The organism is Superficieibacter sp., from assembly GCF_032071645.1.
In the GTDB taxonomy this organism is placed as follows: domain Bacteria; phylum Pseudomonadota; class Gammaproteobacteria; order Enterobacterales; family Enterobacteriaceae; genus Superficieibacter.
The window spans coordinates 13,095-32,185 of record NZ_DAMAPU010000006.1 but is presented as its reverse complement, the minus strand read 5'-3'; the positions used below and the strand labels follow the sequence as shown (position 1 = coordinate 32,185).

Sequence of the window (19,091 nt, the reverse complement as noted above, 5' to 3'; positions counted from 1 at the left end):
GGTTTATGGGCATGAGAAGCGGGGAAGCTGGAACGGATTGCGAATGCTGTTAGGCGCAAACTCCAGCGTGACTTGATGGCCATCGACGTTAAACGTCGCCTGACGGCTCAGGCTCCCGCTTCCCGGACTGTTGCGGGCGGTATCAAAAAAGCGATTCAGCGCCCAGGAGCCGTTAGTGACCAGCGTCGAGGTGCTGCCATTCGCCAGTCCAAGCTGCATCCGAACCTGGTTGGTGCCGCCCGGTCCCGGCCAGTTCATCACCTGCACCGCCTGCGGCCCGTGGCTGTAGCGCAGTAGCTGACCATCAACATCCAGCGTCAGATTGAGGATCGCGTTGTCCATCCGCACCGTGCGCACCGTCACTTTGAAGGACGGCGTGGTCGCGCCGTTGGCAAAGAACGCATCGCGGATCGACTGCGCCTGCTGGAACGGACGCAACACCCCTTCACTGCCCGGCAGCGTTTTGCCGTCAATGCCCGGCGTAAAGCGCCAGCTTGCCTGGGTGGTATCCACTTTGCTGGTCAGATTATCGCGGAAAAAGGTGTCCATCAGGCCCGTACCGGGGGCGAACATGCGCGCCAGATCGTCAGGCGTCACTTCGCTGCGGGCGCTGCGCACGAACGGGTAGCGTCCGGCAATCGCCTGGCGGCAAAAGCCCCCGACTTCCACATTGATACGTTTACGGACGTTATCCAGCTCCCGGCGCTGGGTGTCGCTGCTCGCGCCAACCGCCATATTGCTGAACATGGTCTGTAAGCCTCCCGGCAGACGGCCCGCGCTGGCCTGAAGGCGGCTGATCGCCTCGCCGCCCGGTGCGGGCATCCCGCTGTTGGCGGCATCCTGCACGGCAGTCAGATAGCGATACAGCTCGTCGACCTGGCGGAGAAAATCATCAAAGACGATGGTTTTACCGCCTTTCTCCAGCGGCTGCGCCAGTTCGATCAGCGGCATATAGTGTTCAGTGACCAGCTGTTCCGGCGTCTGGTTCACGACCGCGCCCTGCGCCGGGCCGCGCTCGCCATTACTGAACAGCGCTTCGAGGGTACGGGTCGCCCGGTTGCCCTCTTCGGCTTTCACCGCCTCCGTTGGCTCCGCGCCGCCGGGGGTCAGATTCAGCATTTTGCTTAAGTTAATCACCAGCCGACGCAGCGGCGAGTTGTTGCCGGAAAGCAGCCGCGCGGTGTTAATGCGCTGTGAGAGATCGGCGCTGTTGTTAAGCTGGATATCGGCGAGGAAGCTGTCCCAGTAACCGATAAAATCACGCATATATAACTGGCGTACCGCGTTATCGGTGTGCTGTTTATCTTCCGTTTCCCGCGCGGCACCTAATACCCAGATATCGTCGTCATGCAGCGCGACCGTTACGTCGTCGATACGCTTATTGAAACTTTCCCAGTAGCCGTGCGGGGTGAAAAGCCCCGGTACGCCGTCGTTGATCGATTTGCCGCTTTTACGGGAAAACACCAGTTCGCTCTGCGGCCCGCCCAGGCTGGCAAGCGAAACCGGCTTCAGGCTTTCATCATGTTCCAGCAGACGCTTCAGCCGACCATATACGCGGTTTGACAGCGGCTGCTGGTTAATCAGTGCCTGCTCGCGGGCGATCAGCGCGTCGTCTTTTGCCCACGGCGAGGACTGGATCTGCGGCTCCAGAAGCTGGGTCAGATGCCATTCAAGCTGGCGTAGCTGCGCCTGGGTGACATCCTGTGGCAGATTGCGCTCCAGATTGAGCATCACCCAGGAGTGGAGGAACTTGCCGTCATAGTGCTTCGGCTGCCAGAGCATCTGGTAGGCTTTGAGCGCTTCATAACTGTACTCGACGTCGCTGCCGTTATCACTGCGCAGCCAGTGAGTAATGCGCATGGCAACTTCCGGCAACAGCATATCCTGCAACGCTTTCTGGTAGAGCGTTTGTGATGCGTCGCTGACGTCATATCCCCGATACAGCCCCATCCGACGGGTAAGCGGCGGATGGTTAATATCAAATTCCGCGCTTTTGGGCAGATCGACCAGTCCGTTAAGCAGCGGCAAAAATGCGAACAGATCGCGCTGCTGGCGGTTTTGCAGCGCCTTACTTTGCTGCTCCACCTGCGGCACTCTGGCCTGCACGTCCTCAAGATAGGCTTTATTTTTGCCGTAGCTTACCAGCCACAGCCCACCCAGAATAACCAGCAGCGCCAGCAACGCCGCATAGCCTGACCAGATCACCGCCCGGTTGCGCAGTTCCCACCAGCGGTTTTGCCCGGCGATGCCCGCTTCCTGAAAAATGACGTTTTGCAGCAAATTTTTAATGAAGAAGCTTTGCCCTTTCGCGCCGGGGATCGGTGCGTCTTTGCTTACCGAATCCCAGCCGGTACTGCCTTCCGTTTCCGGTAATGAGAGGACGCGATTAAGCTCACCCATCACCCGGTCAAACGGCAGTCCTTCCTGGGTGCCGCTGGCGAAGTAAATTCCGCGCGGCGAGAATTCGGTTTCAAAATTAGAACGGGCAAAAACGGTGCTCAGGTACTCCGCCAGCAAAGGACGCAGCGCGGCAAATTCCTGTGGGAAAAGCCAGGCCTCGGCGCGGGTTTTCGCATCGTGTTCCTGGAGCATTGTCTCCGGGAGTCCGGCATCCAGACGCTGTTGCAGCAGCGCGAACTCCTGCGCGAAGCTGCCCATCAGATCAAAATCAGCCTGCTTTGTCTGCTCCCACGGCAGGGTGAATCCCCAGATTTGATCGCGCTGGGCTTTATCAAATCCGGAAAACCACGCCCGGAAGCCTTTCAGCAGATCGGCTTTCGTTACCAGCACGTAAACCGGAAAGCGAATGCCAAGCTGTTCGTGGAGTTCAGACAGACGCTGGCGTAAATTAACCGCCTGCTGGCGCGAAGCCTCCGCCGACTGGGTCAGCAAATCGGAAATGCTGATGGTGATAATGACGCCGTTGATCGGCTGGCGGCGGCGATATTTGCGCAGCAGGTCGATAAACTTCAGCCACTCGCCCGCGTCCTGCGCCTGTTCGCTCTCCTGGGTGGTGTAGCGCCCTGCGGTATCCAGCAGGACCGCCTCATTGGTAAACCACCAGTCACAGTTCCGGGTACCGCCGATCCCGCGCAGCGCCGTTTTACCAAAGCGGTCGGCGAGCGGAAATTGCAGACCGGAATTGGCGAGCGCGGTGGTTTTCCCCGATCCCGGCGCGCCAATGATGACGTACCAGGGTAGCTGGTAGAGATACTGGGTACTGAAGCGCTGCGTCCAGCGCGAACTGCCCTGCCCTGGGTTGCTGAAATGCGCTTTTTTCAGAATTTGCGCCGCTTCGTCAAAACGCCCGGCGAGGATCTGGTCTTCGCTGTTAAGGCGCTGCTGCGGATCGCTGCTCTCTTTCGCGCTGCCTTCGCTGATATTGTCCATCAGCTTGCGGTTGAGCCAGGCGTTATACAAGCGCGGCAGGATGTGGCTTTGCATCCAGATCAGGTAAACCACCGCGATGGTGATGATCCGGTTCTGCTCGGATTCCAGCGGGCGCGTGTCCACGATGGACAGCAGCGGGCCAATCATCCAGATCACTGCCGCCAGCGCCGTAACGCCCAGAAAACCCCACAGCAGGCGGCTGGTCAGAATGGAAAGTAGTCGTATCAGCATCCTTAATTTCCTTGTGGCAATCCGTTCAGCTCGGCCTGGGTATTCTCAGGCGACACCAGCAGAGTAATTTCCACACGGCGGTTTCGGGCGCGGTTTTCAGGTGTCGTATTTGGCGCAAGCGGGTTCATCTCACCCCGCCCTTCCGCTTTAGCGCGTTCTGGCTGCGAAAGACGTTTTTGTAGCTGTTTTTGCACCGAGCGGGCGCGGTCAAGCGACAGCTCGTAGTTCGAGGCGAAGCGCGCGCTGCGAATAGGCACGTTGTCGCTGTAGCCGACCACCAGGATTTTGCCGCTGACGTTGTTCATCGCCTGCGCAATTCGCTCAATAACCGCATCGTAGCGGTCGCGTACCACCGTCGAGCCGGAGGCAAACAGGCCGTCGCCTTTGAGGATCACCACGCTTCTGTCCGCTTCATCGTTTACCGCCACCAGCCCGGCCTCGATTTCAGGCTTCAGGAAGCCGCGCAGGTTAAGCACCGCAGGCAGACGTTCCGCAGGCTGCTGCACGGAGACTTCCGGCAGCTGCGTCTGGTAAATTTTTGCCAGCACCGGGTTCGTGCTGTCACCCAGCCGCCAGTTAAGAACAATGTAAAAAAGACAGGCGATAAACCCGGTCAGCGCGACGCAGGCCCACAGCGGCACGACGGGACGCCACAGTTTGCGTAGCACCGGACGATCTTCAGGATGCACCGAGAGCGGCGCGGCGACGCTGCCGCGCACGCCCCGGATCATCTGCCACAAACGCTGTTTAATGGTTTCAAGCTGGGTGCGCCCGTTATCCAGCACCCGATAGCGCCCTTCAAAACCCAGCAGCAGGCAGTAGTTGATCATCTCCAGCAGGAAAATGTGTTCGCGCGGGTTCTGGGACAAACGCGCCAGCAGCTGGAAAAATTTCTCGCCGCCCCAGGTTTCATTGTGAAACGTGACCAGCAGGCCGCTTCCCGACCAGACGCCGCTACTGCCCCACGGCGTGAGCGCGGCGGCTTCATCCAGCGCCGTACACAGGCAATAACGTGCGCCTACGATCACTTCATACGGTAATCCCGCCCGCTGGCAGCGCACCTCAAAGCGACGAATTTCGTCGATCAGACGCTGACGTAAGCCGGCCTGGTCATCATGAGAGACGGAGTGACGGATCTGCGGTATAGCATTCAGCAACGGATTGGCCGCCGCCACCAGAGGGTTATTGCCGCCCGCGCCGTCAGAGGCATCACTGCTGCCCGAGCCCTGTTGTTCCTGCATAGTGTGCGCTCGCTTTTTTATTCTGTCGGGCTACGGATGGCCCAAAATTCCATATCCAGACCCGGAAACTCCCCTGCCAGATGCAGCGCAAAGGCCCCGGACTTTTCCATTTCGCTCCACAGTTCACCGCCGCGCTCCAGTTCGAAGTAGTTATAACCGGCGTGCCAGGGAATTTGTGGTGGCGCGACGGGCATGGCGCGTAATCCCATGCCCGGTAACTGCAATTGCACCAGGTCGCGAATTTTTGTCACCGGCGCGACTTTCATCTGCGCCGGGAAATGCGTTTGCAGGACGTCGCCCGGCATGTTCGCCTTCACCGCCAGCACGAAACCAAACTTACGTGTCATCCCCGTTTCTGGCAGGGTGGCGATGTTCAGGCCATGCGACCGCTCGTTAAGCGGCAACTGAATGGCGTTCTCCTCCATCACCAGCGATAGCCCCTGGCGCAGAAGCAGAAACAGTTTGCTGAAGCTGGCAGCAAGATCGTCGTGGTCATACACCGGCAGGACGCTTTCCGATGAGCGCTGTGCGGTCCACGTCATCAGTTCGGTGGCGAACGGCAACCAGCAATGCCAGAGCGTTTCAGGATGCACCAGCGGCAGCGTTTTCAGATGAGCCACTTCACCCAGATGGCGATTCACCAGGGAAAGAAGCATAAATTCAATCATTTCCGAGGTGTTAAACCGCCCCGGCTTGCGCAGTCGGCTGCCGATTTGCTGGCTGCGTTGGACCAGCAGCCCGTGCAGGTCGTTGATCATGCCGAAGATTTGCGGGTTATTGTTGCCGTTGAGCATTGGCGGGATGTAGTGGGTGTCCAGCCGGACGTAGTTATCGTTACGCTTTTCGACGATATAAACCACGCCAATGGCGGTCCATTCCGCCGTCAGGTCTTTTTCCAGCATTAGCTTCATGCGCAGGCGACCGAACTGTAAGGTGGCCTCGCCAACGGACAGGGCGTTGTCGTCTTCGACATCCTCTTCGAAGGTACTAAACCGCGCCAGCGACTCTTTTTCCTCACTGAAAATGACTTCTTCGCGCCCGCCACGGCGCGCGGGCAGCGCCAGCACGACTTTTTCGCCAGAAATATTATCCGGGATAGCCAGCGGCGGCGGTCCCTGACGCCCCTCCCGGAAATGAAACCACGTACCGTCCGGCAGCAGGCCGCTGGCATAGCTTAGCGCTACGCATCCCTGACGCAGCATGGCTTCATCCACTTCAAGGTCGATAAACCCCCAAAGGTACGAGCGCTGCAGCGTTCCCCATTCACGGATAAGGTTTTGCAGATGGCTTTCCGCACGCTGAAAATGGTGCGGACGCAGAAACATCCCCTCAGTCCAGACGACTTTTTCTGTTTTGTTCATACCGATGCCCTGTGGGGGAAGATTACGGGTTAACGACCCGGATCCCATTTACGTCAAGAAAGACCCTGGCTTCTAACTCATCTGCGGACCATTTCCAGAGAGAAGAAATCCCTCCTTCACCGGATACCGGCAGGGGAAGAGAGACGCGCCATTTTTTACCGTCCAGCACCTGATATTCGGCCATTACGCCGATATAGCGTGCTTCTGCGGCGCTGCGACCACTTAGCGTTTTAGACAACCGGGAGGGCATAAGGAAAAACTCATCGCTGTCTAACAGATTCGCGCCCAGCACGCTTTGCGCATTATTTTGCAAAGAGTAAAAATCGGCAGACATGAAATCGGCGTCAGACTTAAGCAGCAGCACTCTGACTTTAAGCGGCGCTGCATCGTTAATTTGCGGATGAGCCTGAAACTGGAGATGGTAAAAAGAGGGATCGCTATGTGAAGACGATCCACACCCGGCAACGAGTGTGAATAAAAACAGATAAAACGCCAGGCGGGCCTGGCGTAAAAATAATGTCATGTTCATAGGTCATCGCTCGTGAAAGCGGGATCAGTCGAGGATCCACGTCCCGTTTTTAGTGTTTTTGCAGGCTTTGCTATTACCATCAACATTGACGCAGGTAGCTTTTTTGCGCACTTTCGGGCGCGGAGTTTGTTTGCGCACCGTTTGCTCATACAGCTCGCTCTTCACGGCCGCACGCGCAGGCACGTAGCCAATCAGCTCTTCTTTTCCGGCATCGGCCAGTGCCAGCCAGTCATTTTCAACCTGTCCCAGCGCCATGTACGGCTGTCCGGCGTTCAGCGTGCGAATAACCTTGCCGCCAAAATCAGGACGACTCATCACCGAGGCCGGATATAGCGCGCGGTATTCTTCGTTAACCGGCTTGAATTGCGCTGGCGCAGACACGGCGTGGCGGTGTACCAGCGTGACGCCGTTAACGTCGCTGCTGACAATGGTGTCATCGTTGACGGTCGGCGCTTCAGGGCTTTTACAGCCAGCAACTGCAACAACAAAAATAAGGGCCAGTATCGATCGCATTTTCATATGCTTTTCCGTAGCGAGATTAATGTAGGTTAACTTTTTCAAAGAAAAGGGCTATTTGACTTCAGACTTCGACGTATTAAGGTACGAAAAGAACGTTCTTTAAATGCAGCCTGATTTCAGGCATAGCTACCGCACGAGCCGAATCACACGGACCGCATGATATTCGTCAATTATGTTAACAGATACACAATTTTACATAATGACTATGTTAATTCAATTTTATATTGCGCCGGGAGAATAATTTCTTGCGGCTATATCTGCTTATGGGACAAATCCTAAAAAACTTTCCAAAAAACCATATTAATCATTATATGAAATATTTAAGCGCCACTTAAATATAATCAACTTACTGAAATAAAAGGATAAATTTTTTAATGAGACATGGGTCACATAATATATTTAAAGAAGAATCCAACTACCATAATTAGTGGTTTTTTACATGTATTTTGAATGAAACATTAAAGACTGATAAGCCAAAGTCTGTAGATCTATACATTGTTATAGCATTCCGTTATGGCTGAAAAGATATTTCTTTACAAAGTAAATCATTATTAATCGATACCTCCGCAGGAATGAAACTTGAACATATTTGAGCACGCAATCAGGATATATCATGTAACATGAGCGAACTGAATATTGTTTATCCAGGTTTTGCTTAATATATGAAGAATAAAGTGCATTTTTGTGTCAGTTATTAACCGTGCGTTACCAGCCTGGAGAGGCGGAATATCCTGGGTGCGGGTTAATGATTTTTTACACCAGGGTGACAGTTTGCCGCTATCGCCGCGATTACCCGGAAATGTTCATGTATGTTCCAGAAAGCGTTTGAAAGCGTACAGCCCTGCTGCTCTGATGATGGTGTTTTGGCGACAGGTGCGGAACGTATTTTACGGCTTAGTGCCCGGAAAACCCGTCGATCTTTAGCTCGGCCAGCCACTGCGCCAGCCGCGCTACCTCCACATGGTGAAACCACGCCACCAGCTTGTGCGCCCGTTCGGCTCCCACGCCTGGTAAAGCTTGCCAGCCGGTTTCATCGCGGGCAACGAGCTGCGGCCAGTTAACTGCGGTTAAACTATTAAAGGCGGTCTGTGGTAACGGCGCGCCCAGCGCTTTCACCCAGCGTTTAAACGGACGGGTGCGGGCAAGATCAAACCGGTGCCAGAGCTGCTGCCCGCGTGCCCCCGTAAAGCCGGGCGTACTCTGTAGCGTTGCCTGCGTCAGGGTGAGCCAGGAAAAGAGGTGGCTGAAATGGTGGGTGCGATGCAACGCGCGCCAGCCTTCCTCGCCCATGCCTTTGATATCCAGCGCCTGCGCCGAGCCAAGCCAGACCAGGCGGGAGATAAACTGCTCCTCGCAGCCCGGGGTGGCATAAAAGCAGGTCAGGGAATTAAAACGCGGCGGCGGTGGCACAGGCTTAACGCGCCGGGTATTGCGCCAGACCACGCTGTCGAGGCGCGGAATGCCCTGCCCGGCGAGGCTGACCTCAACCTGATCGCCTGGGGCAATATCCAGCGTGTGCCAGCGGTTAACGGAGCCAATATTCACCCGTCGCACCTGTTTATCATCAAGCTGTACCGGCTCAAGCTGCGCGATGACGGCTATTTTCCCGCTGCGACCGACGGTAAAATTTACCGCCTTAACCTCCGTGACCTGCGCCGCTGGCTGATACTTCCATGCCACCGCCCAGTCCGCCTGCCCCGGCAGCCAGCGCCGTGCGGCAGGTTCAACTGCCGCACGCACGATGATGCCGTCGGTCACGAAAGGTAGCGCGGAGGTGTACCAGCGGGTGCGCTGTGTGTCTGCGTCTTTGACGGTGCTGACCGGCAGCGTGTAGCGGGCGCTCCACTGAAAACCAGCGTCATTAAGCGCGCGCATCCGCTGCGGCATCGTTGCCGGACCGTCGGGCCATGCCCAGATAAAGACGTCGAATTCGCGCAGCAGGGGCGAGCTGTCGCGCCGCATCATCGCTCCGGCCACTTTCGCGCGGGCATTCATGCCGCCCATCTGCTGTTGAATATGCCCCTGACGCCGCCAGAACAGTTCGCCCTGTAGCACAGCATCCGCCAGCACACCGGAGACGGTTTGTGGTACGGCGGGGATCTGGCGCACTTTCTCCGTCCAGTCTTCGCCTTTCAGACCATCGCCCCGGCTGATGGCCTGCGCCAGCCTGCCGTGACGATAAATAAGAGTGATGGCCACGCCGTCAACTTTTGGCTGCATCCAGAGATCTGCCCTGTCGCGCATCCACCGCGCCAGCGTGCTTTTGTCTGCCAGCTTGCGCACGCCGGTATGGGCAACAGGATGATTGACCGTCCCGCTGATGGCAGGCGTATGCAGATCGCCCTGTTCAGGGGCGTTAAAACAGCGCTGCCACTGCGCCAGCCGGGCGCTAAGCTGGTCGTATACGCCGTCGCTGACTTCACTGCGTCCCTGCTGCCAGTAAGCCTCATTCCAGCGCTGAAGCTGCTGATGCAGCCGGGTGATTTCCTGCTCCGCGCGGGCCGGAGACCAGACCGGGCACAGCGCCCAGCTTTGCACCGCCCACATCATTACTCCGCATAAAACGCCGATCCGTTGCCACATAATTTCGCCTCCGTTGCCCGATGCCGAAGGTATATCCCGCCGCATCGCACAGCGGCGAGCAGCAAAAACGGATTTTACGAGGACGCTTCCAGACTTTCCATTTTGTTGCAGCAAACAGAGACGAAAACGGGAAAGCATTACGCAAAATGCAAGAATCTGGCGCAAAAAGTGTGACGAAGACTACGTCACGTAGCGGCGACGTGTATAATAGGCTCGTATGTAAGCTCACTTTCGATCAACACATACAGTAAGATTCTCATGGCTCAAGGCACGCTTTATATTGTTTCTGCCCCCAGCGGCGCGGGGAAATCCAGCCTGATTCAGGCTTTGCTTAAAACCCAGCCGTTGTACGATACTCAGGTTTCCGTTTCTCACACCACGCGCGCACCGCGCCCTGGTGAAGTACACGGTGAGCATTACTTCTTTGTCGATCATGACGAGTTCAGAAGCATGATTGGCAGTAATGCGTTTCTTGAGCACGCGGAAGTTTTTGGCAATTATTACGGCACCTCAAAGGAAGCCATTGAGCAGGTGCTGGCAACCGGCGTAGATGTTTTTCTGGATATTGACTGGCAGGGCGCACAGCAAATCCGTGAAAAAATGCCGCAGGCGCGCAGTATTTTTGTGCTGCCGCCATCGAAGCTGGAATTGGATCGCCGCCTGCGCGGTCGCGGCCAGGATAGCGAAGAGGTTATTGCTAAACGCATGGCCCAGGCAGTTGCAGAAATGAGCCATTACGCCGAATATGATTATCTGATCGTGAATGATGATTTCGACACCGCCATTGGCGATCTTAAAACCATCATTCGTGCTGAACGCCTGCGTATGAGCCGCCAGAAACAGCGACATGACGCTTTAATCACCAAACTGTTGGCAGACTGAATCCACTTTCAGTATTATGCCCAGTCATTTCTTCACCTGTGGAGCATTTTAAGTATGGCACGCGTAACTGTTCAGGACGCTGTAGAGAAAATTGGTAACCGTTTTGACCTGGTACTGGTCGCCGCGCGTCGCGCTCGTCAGATGCAGGTAGGCGGTAAAGATCCGCTGGTACCGGAAGAAAACGATAAAACTACCGTTATCGCGCTGCGCGAAATTGAAGAAGGTCTGATCAACAACCAGATCCTCGACGTGCGCGAGCGCCAGGAGCAGCAAGAGCAGGAAGCCGCAGAGTTACAGGCAGTCACCGCTATTGCTGAAGGTCGTCGTTAATTAATACTGCGGGTCGCCCTTGTATCTGTTTGAAAGCCTGAATCAGCTGATTCAAAACTATCTGCCGGAAGACCAGATTAAACGTCTTCAGCAGGCGTATCTCGTTGCACGTGACGCTCACGAGGGACAGACACGCTCAAGCGGCGAACCCTATATCACTCACCCGGTGGCGGTGGCCTGCATTCTGGCCGAGATGAAACTCGACTATGAAACGCTGATGGCCGCATTGCTGCACGACGTGATTGAAGATACTCCCGCCACCTACCAGGATATGGAACAGCTGTTTGGCAAAAGCGTTGCCGAGCTGGTGGAGGGGGTGTCTAAACTCGACAAACTGAATTTTCGCGATAAGAAAGAGGCGCAGGCCGAAAACTTTCGCAAGATGATTATGGCGATGGTGCAGGATATCCGCGTCATTCTCATCAAACTTGCTGACCGTACCCATAATATGCGCACGCTGGGCGCTTTACGCCCGGATAAACGTCGCCGCATCGCCCGTGAAACCCTCGAAATTTACAGCCCCCTGGCGCACCGTTTAGGTATCCACCACATCAAAACCGAGCTGGAAGAGCTGGGCTTTGAAGCGCTGCACCCAAACCGCTATCGGGTCATTAAAGAGGTGGTGAAAGCCGCGCGCGGCAACCGTAAAGAGATGATCCAGAAAATCCTCTCTGAAATCGAAGGGCGCTTACAGGAAGCAGGTATTCCATGCCGGGTAAGCGGACGCGAGAAGCATCTTTACTCGATCTACTGCAAAATGGTGCTGAAAGAGCAGCGTTTTCACTCGATCATGGACATCTACGCCTTCCGGGTAATCGTTCATGACGCCGACACCTGTTATCGCGTACTGGGGCAGATGCATAGCCTTTACAAGCCGCGTCCAGGCCGGATGAAAGATTACATCGCCATTCCGAAAGCGAACGGCTATCAGTCGCTGCATACCTCGATGATCGGCCCGCACGGCGTGCCGGTTGAGGTGCAAATTCGCACTGAAGATATGGATCAGATGGCGGAAATGGGGGTGGCGGCACACTGGGCTTATAAAGAGCACGGCGAAACCAGCACCACCGCGCAAATCCGCGCCCAGCGCTGGATGCAAAGCCTGCTGGAACTTCAGCAAAGCGCGGGTAGCTCGTTTGAATTTATCGAGAGCGTTAAATCCGATCTCTTCCCCGATGAGATTTACGTTTTCACCCCGGAAGGGCGCATTGTCGAACTGCCTGCCGGGGCGACACCGGTCGATTTCGCTTACGCGGTGCATACCGATATCGGTCATGCCTGCGTCGGCGCACGCGTCGATCGCCAGCCGTATCCGCTGTCGCAGCCACTGACCAGCGGGCAAACGGTGGAAATTATTACCGCGCCGGGCGCACGTCCGAACGCGGCGTGGCTGAATTTTGTCGTCAGCTCGAAAGCGCGCGCCAAAATTCGCCAGTTACTGAAAAACCTCAAGCGTGACGATTCCGTTAGCCTGGGTCGCCGTCTGCTCAACCACGCGTTGGGTGGCAGCCGCAAGCTGACGGAAATTCCGGCGGAAAGCATCCAGCGTGAGCTTGAGCGGATGAAGCTCGCCACGTTAGATGATTTGCTGGCAGAAATTGGCCTCGGCAACGCGATGAGCGTGGTGGTCGCCAAAAATCTTCAGCAGGGCGATGCCGCCGCCGTACCACAGCAAATTAGCGGTCATCTGCCCATTAAAGGCGCTGACGGCGTGCTGATCACCTTTGCCAAGTGCTGCCGTCCTATCCCCGGCGATCCGATCATTGCCCACGTCAGTCCGGGTAAAGGTCTGGTTATCCATCATGAGTCCTGCCGTAACATCCGTGGCTACCAGAAAGAGCCAGAGAAGTTTATGGCGGTCGAGTGGGATAAAGAAATCGCCCAGGAGTTCATCACTGAAATCAAAGTGGATATGTTCAACCATCAGGGCGCGCTGGCGAACCTGACGGCGGCAATTAATACCGCTTCGTCGAATATTCACAGTCTGAACACCGAAGAGAAAGACGGTCGCGTCTACAGCGCATTTATCCGCCTGACCGCACGCGACCGCGTGCAGCTGGCGAATATTATGCGCAAAATCCGCGTGATGCCGGACGTCATTAAAGTCACCCGAAATCGAAACTAGTTTATGAATCCACAACGTTATGCGCGTATTCGTGAAATGCTCGCCAGACGTCAGCCCGATCTGACGGTATGCATGGAGCAGGTCCATAAGCCTCATAACGTCTCGGCGATTATCCGTACCGCCGACGCCATCGGCGTGCATGAAGTTCACGCCGTGTGGCCGGGCAACCGGATGCGCACAATGGCTTCCGCCGCCGCAGGCAGCAATAGCTGGGTCGAGGTCAAAACGCACCGCACCATTGGCGACGCCGTTGCGCATCTGAAAGGCTGCGGTATGCAGGTGCTGGCGACGCATCTTTCCGCCAAAGCCGTCGATTTTCGGGAAATTGATTACACCCTTCCGACCTGCATTCTGATGGGTCAGGAAAAGACCGGGATTACCCAGGAAGCGCTGGATCTCGCCGACCGCGATATCATCATCCCGATGGTCGGCATGGTGCAGTCGCTCAACGTTTCCGTCGCCTCGGCGCTCATTCTTTATGAAGCACAGCGCCAGCGGCAGAACGCCGGTATGTATCTGCGTGAGAACAGCACCCTGCCGGAAGAAGAGCAGCAGCGCCTGCTGTTTGAGGGCGGTTATCCGGTGCTGGCCCGGGTGGCGAAACGTAAAGGCCTGCCCTATCCGCGCGTCAACGAGCAGGGCGAACTTGATGCAGACGCCGCATGGTGGGCCACCATGCAGGCCGCAGGCTAAACCATGCAGGGCCGGTTGCTCGACGCCATCCCGCTTAACGCCCTGACCGGGGTTGGCGCGGCGCAAAGCAGCAAACTGGCGAAGATTGGCCTGCATACCGTGCAGGATCTGCTTCTGCACCTTCCCCTGCGTTATGAAGACCGCACCCAGCTTTATCCTATTGGCGATCTGCTCCCCGGTATTTATGCCACCGTAGAAGGCGAAGTGCTGAACAGCAATATCACCTTCGGCGGTCGCCGGATGATGACCTGTCAGATTAGCGACGGTTCCGGCATTCTCACCATGCGCTTTTTCAACTTTAACGCGGCGATGAAAAACAGCCTCGCCACCGGGCGGCGCGTGCTGGCCTACGGTGAGGCAAAGCGCGGCAAGTACGGCGCGGAAATGATCCACCCTGAATACCGCGTACAGGGCGATCTCAGCACGCCGGAGCTTCAGGAAACGCTGACGCCGGTGTATCCAACTACCGAAGGGGTGAAGCAAGCGACGCTGCGTAAGCTGACCGATCAGGCGCTGGATCTGCTGGATACCTGCGCCATTACCGAACTGCTGCCGCCTGAGCTGGCGCAGGGAATGATGACCCTGCCGGAAGCGCTGCGCACTCTTCACCGTCCACCGCCATCTTTGCAGCTGGCGGATCTGGAAGCCGGACAGCACCCGGCACAGCGGCGTCTTATTCTTGAAGAGTTACTGGCGCACAATCTCAGTATGCTGGCGCTGCGGGCGGGCGCGCAGCGCTACCACGCGCAGTCGCTGGGTAAACAGGATGATTTAAAAAACCGTTTTCTCACCTCCCTGCCCTTCAAACCGACCGGCGCACAGACGCGGGTCGTGGCGGAAATTGAGCACGATATGGCGCTCGACTTCCCGATGATGCGGCTGGTGCAGGGTGATGTTGGTTCCGGTAAAACGCTGGTCGCCGCCCTTGCGGCGCTGCGCGCCATCGCCCACGGCAAACAGGTGGCGTTGATGGCCCCGACCGAACTCCTTGCCGAGCAGCATGCCAACAACTTCCGCAGCTGGTTTGCGCCGCTTGGTATTGAGGTCGGCTGGCTGGCGGGTAAGCAGAAAGGTAAAGCCCGCCTTGCGCAGCAGGAGGCGATTGCCAGCGGTCAGGTCCAGATGATCGTCGGCACCCACGCTATTTTCCAGGAGCATGTGCAGTTTAACGGCCTCGCGCTGGTGATTATCGACGAACAGCATCGCTTCGGCGTGCATCAGCGGCTGGCGCTGTGGGAGAAAGGCCAGCAGCAGGGCTTTCATCCGCATCAGTTGATCATGACCGCCACGCCGATCCCGCGCACGCTGGCAATGACCGCCTATGCCGATCTCGACACCTCGGTGATTGATGAACTGCCGCCGGGCCGCACGCCGGTAACGACCGTCGCTATCCCCGATACCCGGCGCAGCGAGATTATTGATCGGGTGCGTAACGCCTGTACCGGCGAAGGCCGCCAGGCTTACTGGGTCTGTACCCTGATTGAAGAATCTGATCTGCTGGAAGCGCAGGCCGCTGAAGCCACGTGGGAAGAATTAAAGCTCGCCCTGCCGGAACTGAACGTCGGGCTGGTACACGGGCGCATGAAACCCGCTGAAAAGCAGGCGGTGATGCAATCCTTCAAGCAGGGCGACCTGCATCTGCTGATCGCCACCACGGTGATTGAAGTCGGGGTGGACGTGCCGAACGCCAGCCTGATGATTATCGAAAACCCGGAGCGTCTGGGTCTGGCCCAGCTTCACCAGCTTCGCGGTCGCGTCGGGCGCGGGGCGGTGGCTTCCCACTGCGTGCTGCTCTATAAATCCCCGCTGTCAAAAACCGCGCAGAAGCGTTTGCAGGTGCTGCGCGACAGCACCGATGGTTTTATCATTGCCCAAAAAGACCTCGAAATTCGCGGGCCGGGCGAGCTGCTCGGCACGCGTCAGACCGGCAACGCAGAGTTCCGGGTCGCGGATTTACTGCGCGATCAGGCGATGATCCCCGAAGTTCAGCGCATTGCCCGTCATATTCACGAACGTTATCCGCAGCAGGCCGCCGCGCTGATTGAGCGCTGGATGCCGGAAACGGAACGCTATTCAAACGCGTAGATAACCCTTCCCGCTACAAGGTTGTGCTAAACTTCGCGCAATTTTTCCTCCTGAACGAGTTTGTTATGAGACGAGAACTGGCTATCGAATTTTCGCGCGTGACCGAAGCGGCGGCGCTGGCGGGCTATAAGTGGTTAGGCCGGGGCGATAAAAACACCGCCGACGGCGCGGCGGTCAACGCCATGCGTATTATGCTTAACCAGGTCAATATCGACGGTACGATTGTGATTGGTGAAGGCGAAATCGACGAAGCGCCGATGCTCTATATCGGGGAACGTGTCGGCACCGGTCAGGGCGACGCGGTGGATATTGCGGTCGATCCTATTGAAGGAACCCGCATGACCGCCATGGGCCAGGCCAACGCGCTGGCGGTGCTGGCAGTCGGTGACAAAGGCAGTTTCCTGAACGCGCCGGATATGTACATGGAAAAGCTGATCGTCGGGCCGGGCGCGAAAGGCGCTATCGACCTTACTCTGCCGCTGGCGGATAACCTGCGTAATATCGCGGCGGCGCTCGGTAAACCGCTCAGCGAGCTGACGGTGACGATCCTCGCCAAGCCGCGTCATGATGAGGTTATCGCCGAAATGCAGCAGATCGGCGTGCGGGTATTTGCTATCCCCGACGGTGACGTGGCGGCCTCAATTCTGACCTGTATGCCGGACAGCGAAGTTGACGTTCTGTACGGCATCGGTGGCGCGCCGGAAGGCGTGGTTTCAGCGGCGGTGATCCGCGCGCTGGATGGCGATATGCACGGACGCCTGCTGGCGCGTCACCATGTTAAAGGCGACAGCGAAGAAAACCGCCGCATTGGTGAAAGCGAGCTGTCCCGCTGCCAGGCAATGGGCATCGAAGCCGGAAAAGTGCTGCGCCTGGATGATATGGCGCGTAACGACAACGTGATTTTCTCCGCCACCGGCATCACCAAAGGCGATTTGCTGGAGGGGATCAGCCGCAAGGGCAATATCGCGACCACCGAAACGCTGCTGGTTCGCGGGAAATCGCGCACCATCCGCCGCATTCAGTCCATTCACTATCTGGACCGCAAAGATCCCGACATTCAGCAGCATATTCTCTAAAATCATTTGTCCTGAAGAGCTTTCCGGCCCGCAGGGGCTGGAAATGTTAACGGCAAGCAACGAAGATAAGCTAACGAATTTCAGAGGAGGCGATCATGGCGGAGTGGGTAACAGGAAAAGTCACGAAAGTAGAATACTGGACCGATGCGCTATTTAGCCTCACCGTTCACGCCCCCGTTCAACCCTTTACCGCCGGGCAGTTTACCAAGCTCGGTATGGAAATTGACGGCGAACGCGTTCAGCGTGCTTATTCCTATGTAAACGCCCCGCACAGCCCGGATCTGGAGTTTTACCTTGTCACCGTGCCGGAAGGGAAACTCAGCCCGCGTCTGGCGGCGCTTAAGCCGGGCGACGAAGTGCAGGTCGTTAGCGAGGCGGCAGGATTCTTTGTTCTGGAAGAAGTCCCCGACTGCAAAACGCTGTGGATGCTGGCAACGGGCACGGCGCTTGGCCCGTATCTTTCTATTCTTCAGGAAGGGAAAGATTTGGAACGGTTTGAGGATCTGGTGCTGGTTCATGCCGTGCGCTACGCGGCGGATTTAAGCTATCTGCCGCTGATGCTGGAACTGCAAAGACGCTACGAAGGGAAACTGCGTATTCAGACGGTGGTCAGCCGCGAAACAGTCGCCGGTTCACTGACCGGGCGCGTGCCAGCGCTGATTGAGAGCGGCGCGCTGGAAGAGGCTACCGGGCTTGCGATGAACACTGAAACCAGTCATGTAATGCTGTGCGGTAATCCGCAGATGGTGCGCGATACCCAGCAGTTGCTGAAAGATACCCGGCAGATGACCAAACACCTGCGCCGTCGTCCGGGCCATATGACCGCTGAACACTACTGGTGATCAGCGAAATTTCACGTCCTGCGTCTCTTTGCCGTATTTATTCTCGCCCTGGGTGCCGATAAACGCGCCCAGATCGAGCAACAGCATCACCATAATGAGCGTCGGAATAAAACGCCCTACCGTCCACTGCCAGACCCCCGGCAGGATCGCCCAGTTTCCCGCCAGCAGCATCCACGCCAGAATCAGCAGCAGCGCCCAAAGACCGGATTTACCGCGATCGTGTAAGCGCTTGATCACCACGGTCGCCGTCGGCCATTGCAGACAGACCAGCGCAAACGCGGCAATCTGCATGTCGATGAGATTACTGCCCGCGAGCGTAAACAGACAAAACATCGCCACCAGCCAGATGGCGACCCAGATCCAGAAATCACGGCGGCCAATCCGCCCTTTAATTGAAAATAACCACTGCTGTAGGGTCATGCATTTTTCCTGATGATGTTATTGCGCGTAGTTTACCCTGAAGTCGGCAGTTTTTGACAAGTTCGGCGGTTATCGCTTTAATCGTGAGCAGATTTAGCAAAGGACGAACGTAATGAAGAGTTGGGGAAGGCTGATGTTATTGTTGCTGACGGTGGCTACCGCTGGCGCTCCGGTGCTGGCGGAAGAGACGTCCGGCGTCACCGCGCCTTATTTACTGGCGGGTTCCCCGACGTTCGATCAGACCATCAGCCAGTTCCGGGAGAGGTTTAATGCCGATAACCCTGACCTGCCGCTGAATGAGTTTCGCTCTATTTCCGGTATGCCGGATCGCGCCAATCTGACCCGCGCCGCCAGCAAAATTAACGAGAATCTGTACGCTTCGACCGCGCTTGAACGCGGCACGCTGAAAATCAAATCCATGCAGATCACCTGGCTGCCGATTCAGGGGCCGGGGCAAAAAGCGGCAAAAGCGAAAGCGCACGGCTACATGAGCGCGGTGCTGCGCGTGCTGATCCCCACGCTGACCAAAGCGCAAAGCCAGCAGAAGCTGCAAAAATTGCTCGCCGCCGGGAAAGGTCAGCGCTATCACGCTGAAACCGAAGGCGCGATCCGCTATGTGGTGGCGGACAACGGCGAAAAGGGGCTGACCTTCGCTGTTGAACCGATTAAGCTGGCGCTATCTGATGACAACGAAGGCGACAATAAATGATAAAAAGCAAAGCCTTTAGGGTCATCAATCTCTATACTGACTCACAGACCATGCTGCCCTGAGGGGCGGCAATAT

General features: G+C 56.7%; 15 protein-coding genes. 8 read left to right on the top strand and 7 right to left on the bottom strand.

Features of this window, described 5'->3' with window-relative positions; genetic code table 11:
- Window positions 1-3: 3 nt before the first annotated feature.
- The 6 genes from tssM to ligB all read right to left on the bottom strand — a co-directional run bounded on the left by tssM (window position 4) and on the right by ligB (window position 9,854).
- Window positions 4-3,621 carry a type VI secretion system membrane subunit TssM gene (tssM, locus tag RT197_RS13060; protein WP_312951312.1) on the bottom strand — a complete coding sequence of 1,206 codons (3,618 nt, stop codon included), beginning with the start codon at window positions 3,619-3,621 and terminating at the stop codon, window positions 4-6.
- A gap of 2 nt (window positions 3,622-3,623) precedes the next feature.
- The gene (locus RT197_RS13055; RefSeq protein WP_312951309.1) at window positions 3,624-4,862 is read right to left on the bottom strand and encodes a DotU family type VI secretion system protein; all 1,239 of its coding nucleotides are present in this window, start codon (window positions 4,860-4,862) and stop codon (window positions 3,624-3,626) included.
- Window positions 4,863-4,879: 17 nt separating this feature from the next.
- Window positions 4,880-6,223, bottom strand: coding sequence for a type VI secretion system baseplate subunit TssK (gene tssK, locus RT197_RS13050; RefSeq protein WP_312951307.1), 1,344 nt, complete (start codon window positions 6,221-6,223; stop codon window positions 4,880-4,882).
- A 22-nt stretch (window positions 6,224-6,245) separates the two neighbouring features.
- On the bottom strand, window positions 6,246-6,752 hold the full coding sequence (gene tssJ / locus RT197_RS13045; RefSeq protein ID WP_409529695.1) for a type VI secretion system lipoprotein TssJ: 507 nt from the start codon (window positions 6,750-6,752) through the stop codon (window positions 6,246-6,248).
- 24 nt (window positions 6,753-6,776) lie between these two features.
- Complete coding sequence (locus RT197_RS13040; RefSeq protein ID WP_312951305.1) at window positions 6,777-7,271, bottom strand: SH3 domain-containing protein; 495 nt, start codon at window positions 7,269-7,271, stop codon at window positions 6,777-6,779.
- An 894-nt stretch (window positions 7,272-8,165) separates the two neighbouring features.
- Window positions 8,166-9,854 (bottom strand): NAD-dependent DNA ligase LigB, encoded by a 1,689-nt coding sequence (ligB, locus tag RT197_RS13035; RefSeq protein ID WP_312951303.1) that lies wholly within the window; start codon window positions 9,852-9,854, stop codon window positions 8,166-8,168.
- A 258-nt stretch (window positions 9,855-10,112) separates the two neighbouring features.
- Between ligB and gmk the strand changes: the two genes are divergently transcribed.
- The 7 genes from gmk to fpr all read left to right on the top strand — a co-directional run bounded on the left by gmk (window position 10,113) and on the right by fpr (window position 17,887).
- Window positions 10,113-10,736 (top strand): guanylate kinase, encoded by a 624-nt coding sequence (gene gmk, locus RT197_RS13030; RefSeq protein ID WP_312951301.1) that lies wholly within the window; start codon window positions 10,113-10,115, stop codon window positions 10,734-10,736.
- A gap of 54 nt (window positions 10,737-10,790) precedes the next feature.
- Window positions 10,791-11,066: a DNA-directed RNA polymerase subunit omega gene (rpoZ, locus tag RT197_RS13025; RefSeq protein WP_000135058.1), complete on the top strand. Its 276-nt coding sequence runs from the start codon at window positions 10,791-10,793 to the stop codon at window positions 11,064-11,066.
- A 19-nt stretch (window positions 11,067-11,085) separates the two neighbouring features.
- Window positions 11,086-13,191 carry a bifunctional GTP diphosphokinase/guanosine-3',5'-bis pyrophosphate 3'-pyrophosphohydrolase gene (gene spoT, locus RT197_RS13020; protein ID WP_312951283.1) on the top strand — a complete coding sequence of 702 codons (2,106 nt, stop codon included), beginning with the start codon at window positions 11,086-11,088 and terminating at the stop codon, window positions 13,189-13,191.
- Window positions 13,192-13,194: 3 nt separating this feature from the next.
- Window positions 13,195-13,884 (top strand): tRNA (guanosine(18)-2'-O)-methyltransferase TrmH, encoded by a 690-nt coding sequence (gene trmH, locus RT197_RS13015; protein WP_312951281.1) that lies wholly within the window; start codon window positions 13,195-13,197, stop codon window positions 13,882-13,884.
- A gap of 3 nt (window positions 13,885-13,887) precedes the next feature.
- Window positions 13,888-15,969 (top strand): ATP-dependent DNA helicase RecG, encoded by a 2,082-nt coding sequence (recG, locus tag RT197_RS13010; protein ID WP_312951278.1) that lies wholly within the window; start codon window positions 13,888-13,890, stop codon window positions 15,967-15,969.
- A gap of 65 nt (window positions 15,970-16,034) precedes the next feature.
- On the top strand, window positions 16,035-17,045 hold the full coding sequence (gene glpX / locus RT197_RS13005) for a class II fructose-bisphosphatase (RefSeq protein WP_312951277.1): 1,011 nt from the start codon (window positions 16,035-16,037) through the stop codon (window positions 17,043-17,045).
- A gap of 95 nt (window positions 17,046-17,140) precedes the next feature.
- On the top strand, window positions 17,141-17,887 hold the full coding sequence (gene fpr / locus RT197_RS13000) for a ferredoxin--NADP(+) reductase (RefSeq protein ID WP_312951275.1): 747 nt from the start codon (window positions 17,141-17,143) through the stop codon (window positions 17,885-17,887).
- Here the strand turns inward: fpr and RT197_RS12995 are convergent, their stop codons facing one another.
- A complete protein-coding gene (locus RT197_RS12995; RefSeq protein WP_312951272.1) occupies window positions 17,888-18,307 on the bottom strand; it encodes a DUF805 domain-containing protein in 420 nt (139 codons plus the stop codon).
- A 112-nt stretch (window positions 18,308-18,419) separates the two neighbouring features.
- Here RT197_RS12995 and RT197_RS12990 point away from each other — a divergent pair, with 112 nt between their 5' ends.
- Window positions 18,420-19,016 carry a DUF1454 family protein gene (locus RT197_RS12990; RefSeq protein ID WP_312951270.1) on the top strand — a complete coding sequence of 199 codons (597 nt, stop codon included), beginning with the start codon at window positions 18,420-18,422 and terminating at the stop codon, window positions 19,014-19,016.
- Window positions 19,017-19,091: the final 75 nt, after the last annotated feature.

What these genes read in the sequence shown, in the direction of transcription:
- tssM (WP_312951312.1), bottom strand. Translation starts at nt 3,621, where the DNA reads ATGCTGATACGACTACTTTCCATTCTGACCAGCCGCCTGCTGTGGGGT.
- RT197_RS13055 (WP_312951309.1), bottom strand. Translation starts at nt 4,862, where the DNA reads ATGCAGGAACAACAGGGCTCGGGCAGCAGTGATGCCTCTGACGGCGCG.
- tssK (WP_312951307.1), bottom strand. Translation starts at nt 6,223, where the DNA reads ATGAACAAAACAGAAAAAGTCGTCTGGACTGAGGGGATGTTTCTGCGT.
- tssJ (WP_409529695.1), bottom strand. Translation starts at nt 6,752, where the DNA reads ATGAACATGACATTATTTTTACGCCAGGCCCGCCTGGCGTTTTATCTG.
- RT197_RS13040 (WP_312951305.1), bottom strand. Translation starts at nt 7,271, where the DNA reads ATGAAAATGCGATCGATACTGGCCCTTATTTTTGTTGTTGCAGTTGCT.
- ligB (WP_312951303.1), bottom strand. Translation starts at nt 9,854, where the DNA reads ATGTGGCAACGGATCGGCGTTTTATGCGGAGTAATGATGTGGGCGGTG.
- gmk (WP_312951301.1), top strand. Translation starts at nt 10,113, where the DNA reads ATGGCTCAAGGCACGCTTTATATTGTTTCTGCCCCCAGCGGCGCGGGG.
- rpoZ (WP_000135058.1), top strand. Translation starts at nt 10,791, where the DNA reads ATGGCACGCGTAACTGTTCAGGACGCTGTAGAGAAAATTGGTAACCGT.
- trmH (WP_312951281.1), top strand. Translation starts at nt 13,195, where the DNA reads ATGAATCCACAACGTTATGCGCGTATTCGTGAAATGCTCGCCAGACGT.
- recG (WP_312951278.1), top strand. Translation starts at nt 13,888, where the DNA reads ATGCAGGGCCGGTTGCTCGACGCCATCCCGCTTAACGCCCTGACCGGG.
- glpX (WP_312951277.1), top strand. Translation starts at nt 16,035, where the DNA reads ATGAGACGAGAACTGGCTATCGAATTTTCGCGCGTGACCGAAGCGGCG.
- fpr (WP_312951275.1), top strand. Translation starts at nt 17,141, where the DNA reads ATGGCGGAGTGGGTAACAGGAAAAGTCACGAAAGTAGAATACTGGACC.
- RT197_RS12995 (WP_312951272.1), bottom strand. Translation starts at nt 18,307, where the DNA reads ATGACCCTACAGCAGTGGTTATTTTCAATTAAAGGGCGGATTGGCCGC.
- RT197_RS12990 (WP_312951270.1), top strand. Translation starts at nt 18,420, where the DNA reads ATGAAGAGTTGGGGAAGGCTGATGTTATTGTTGCTGACGGTGGCTACC.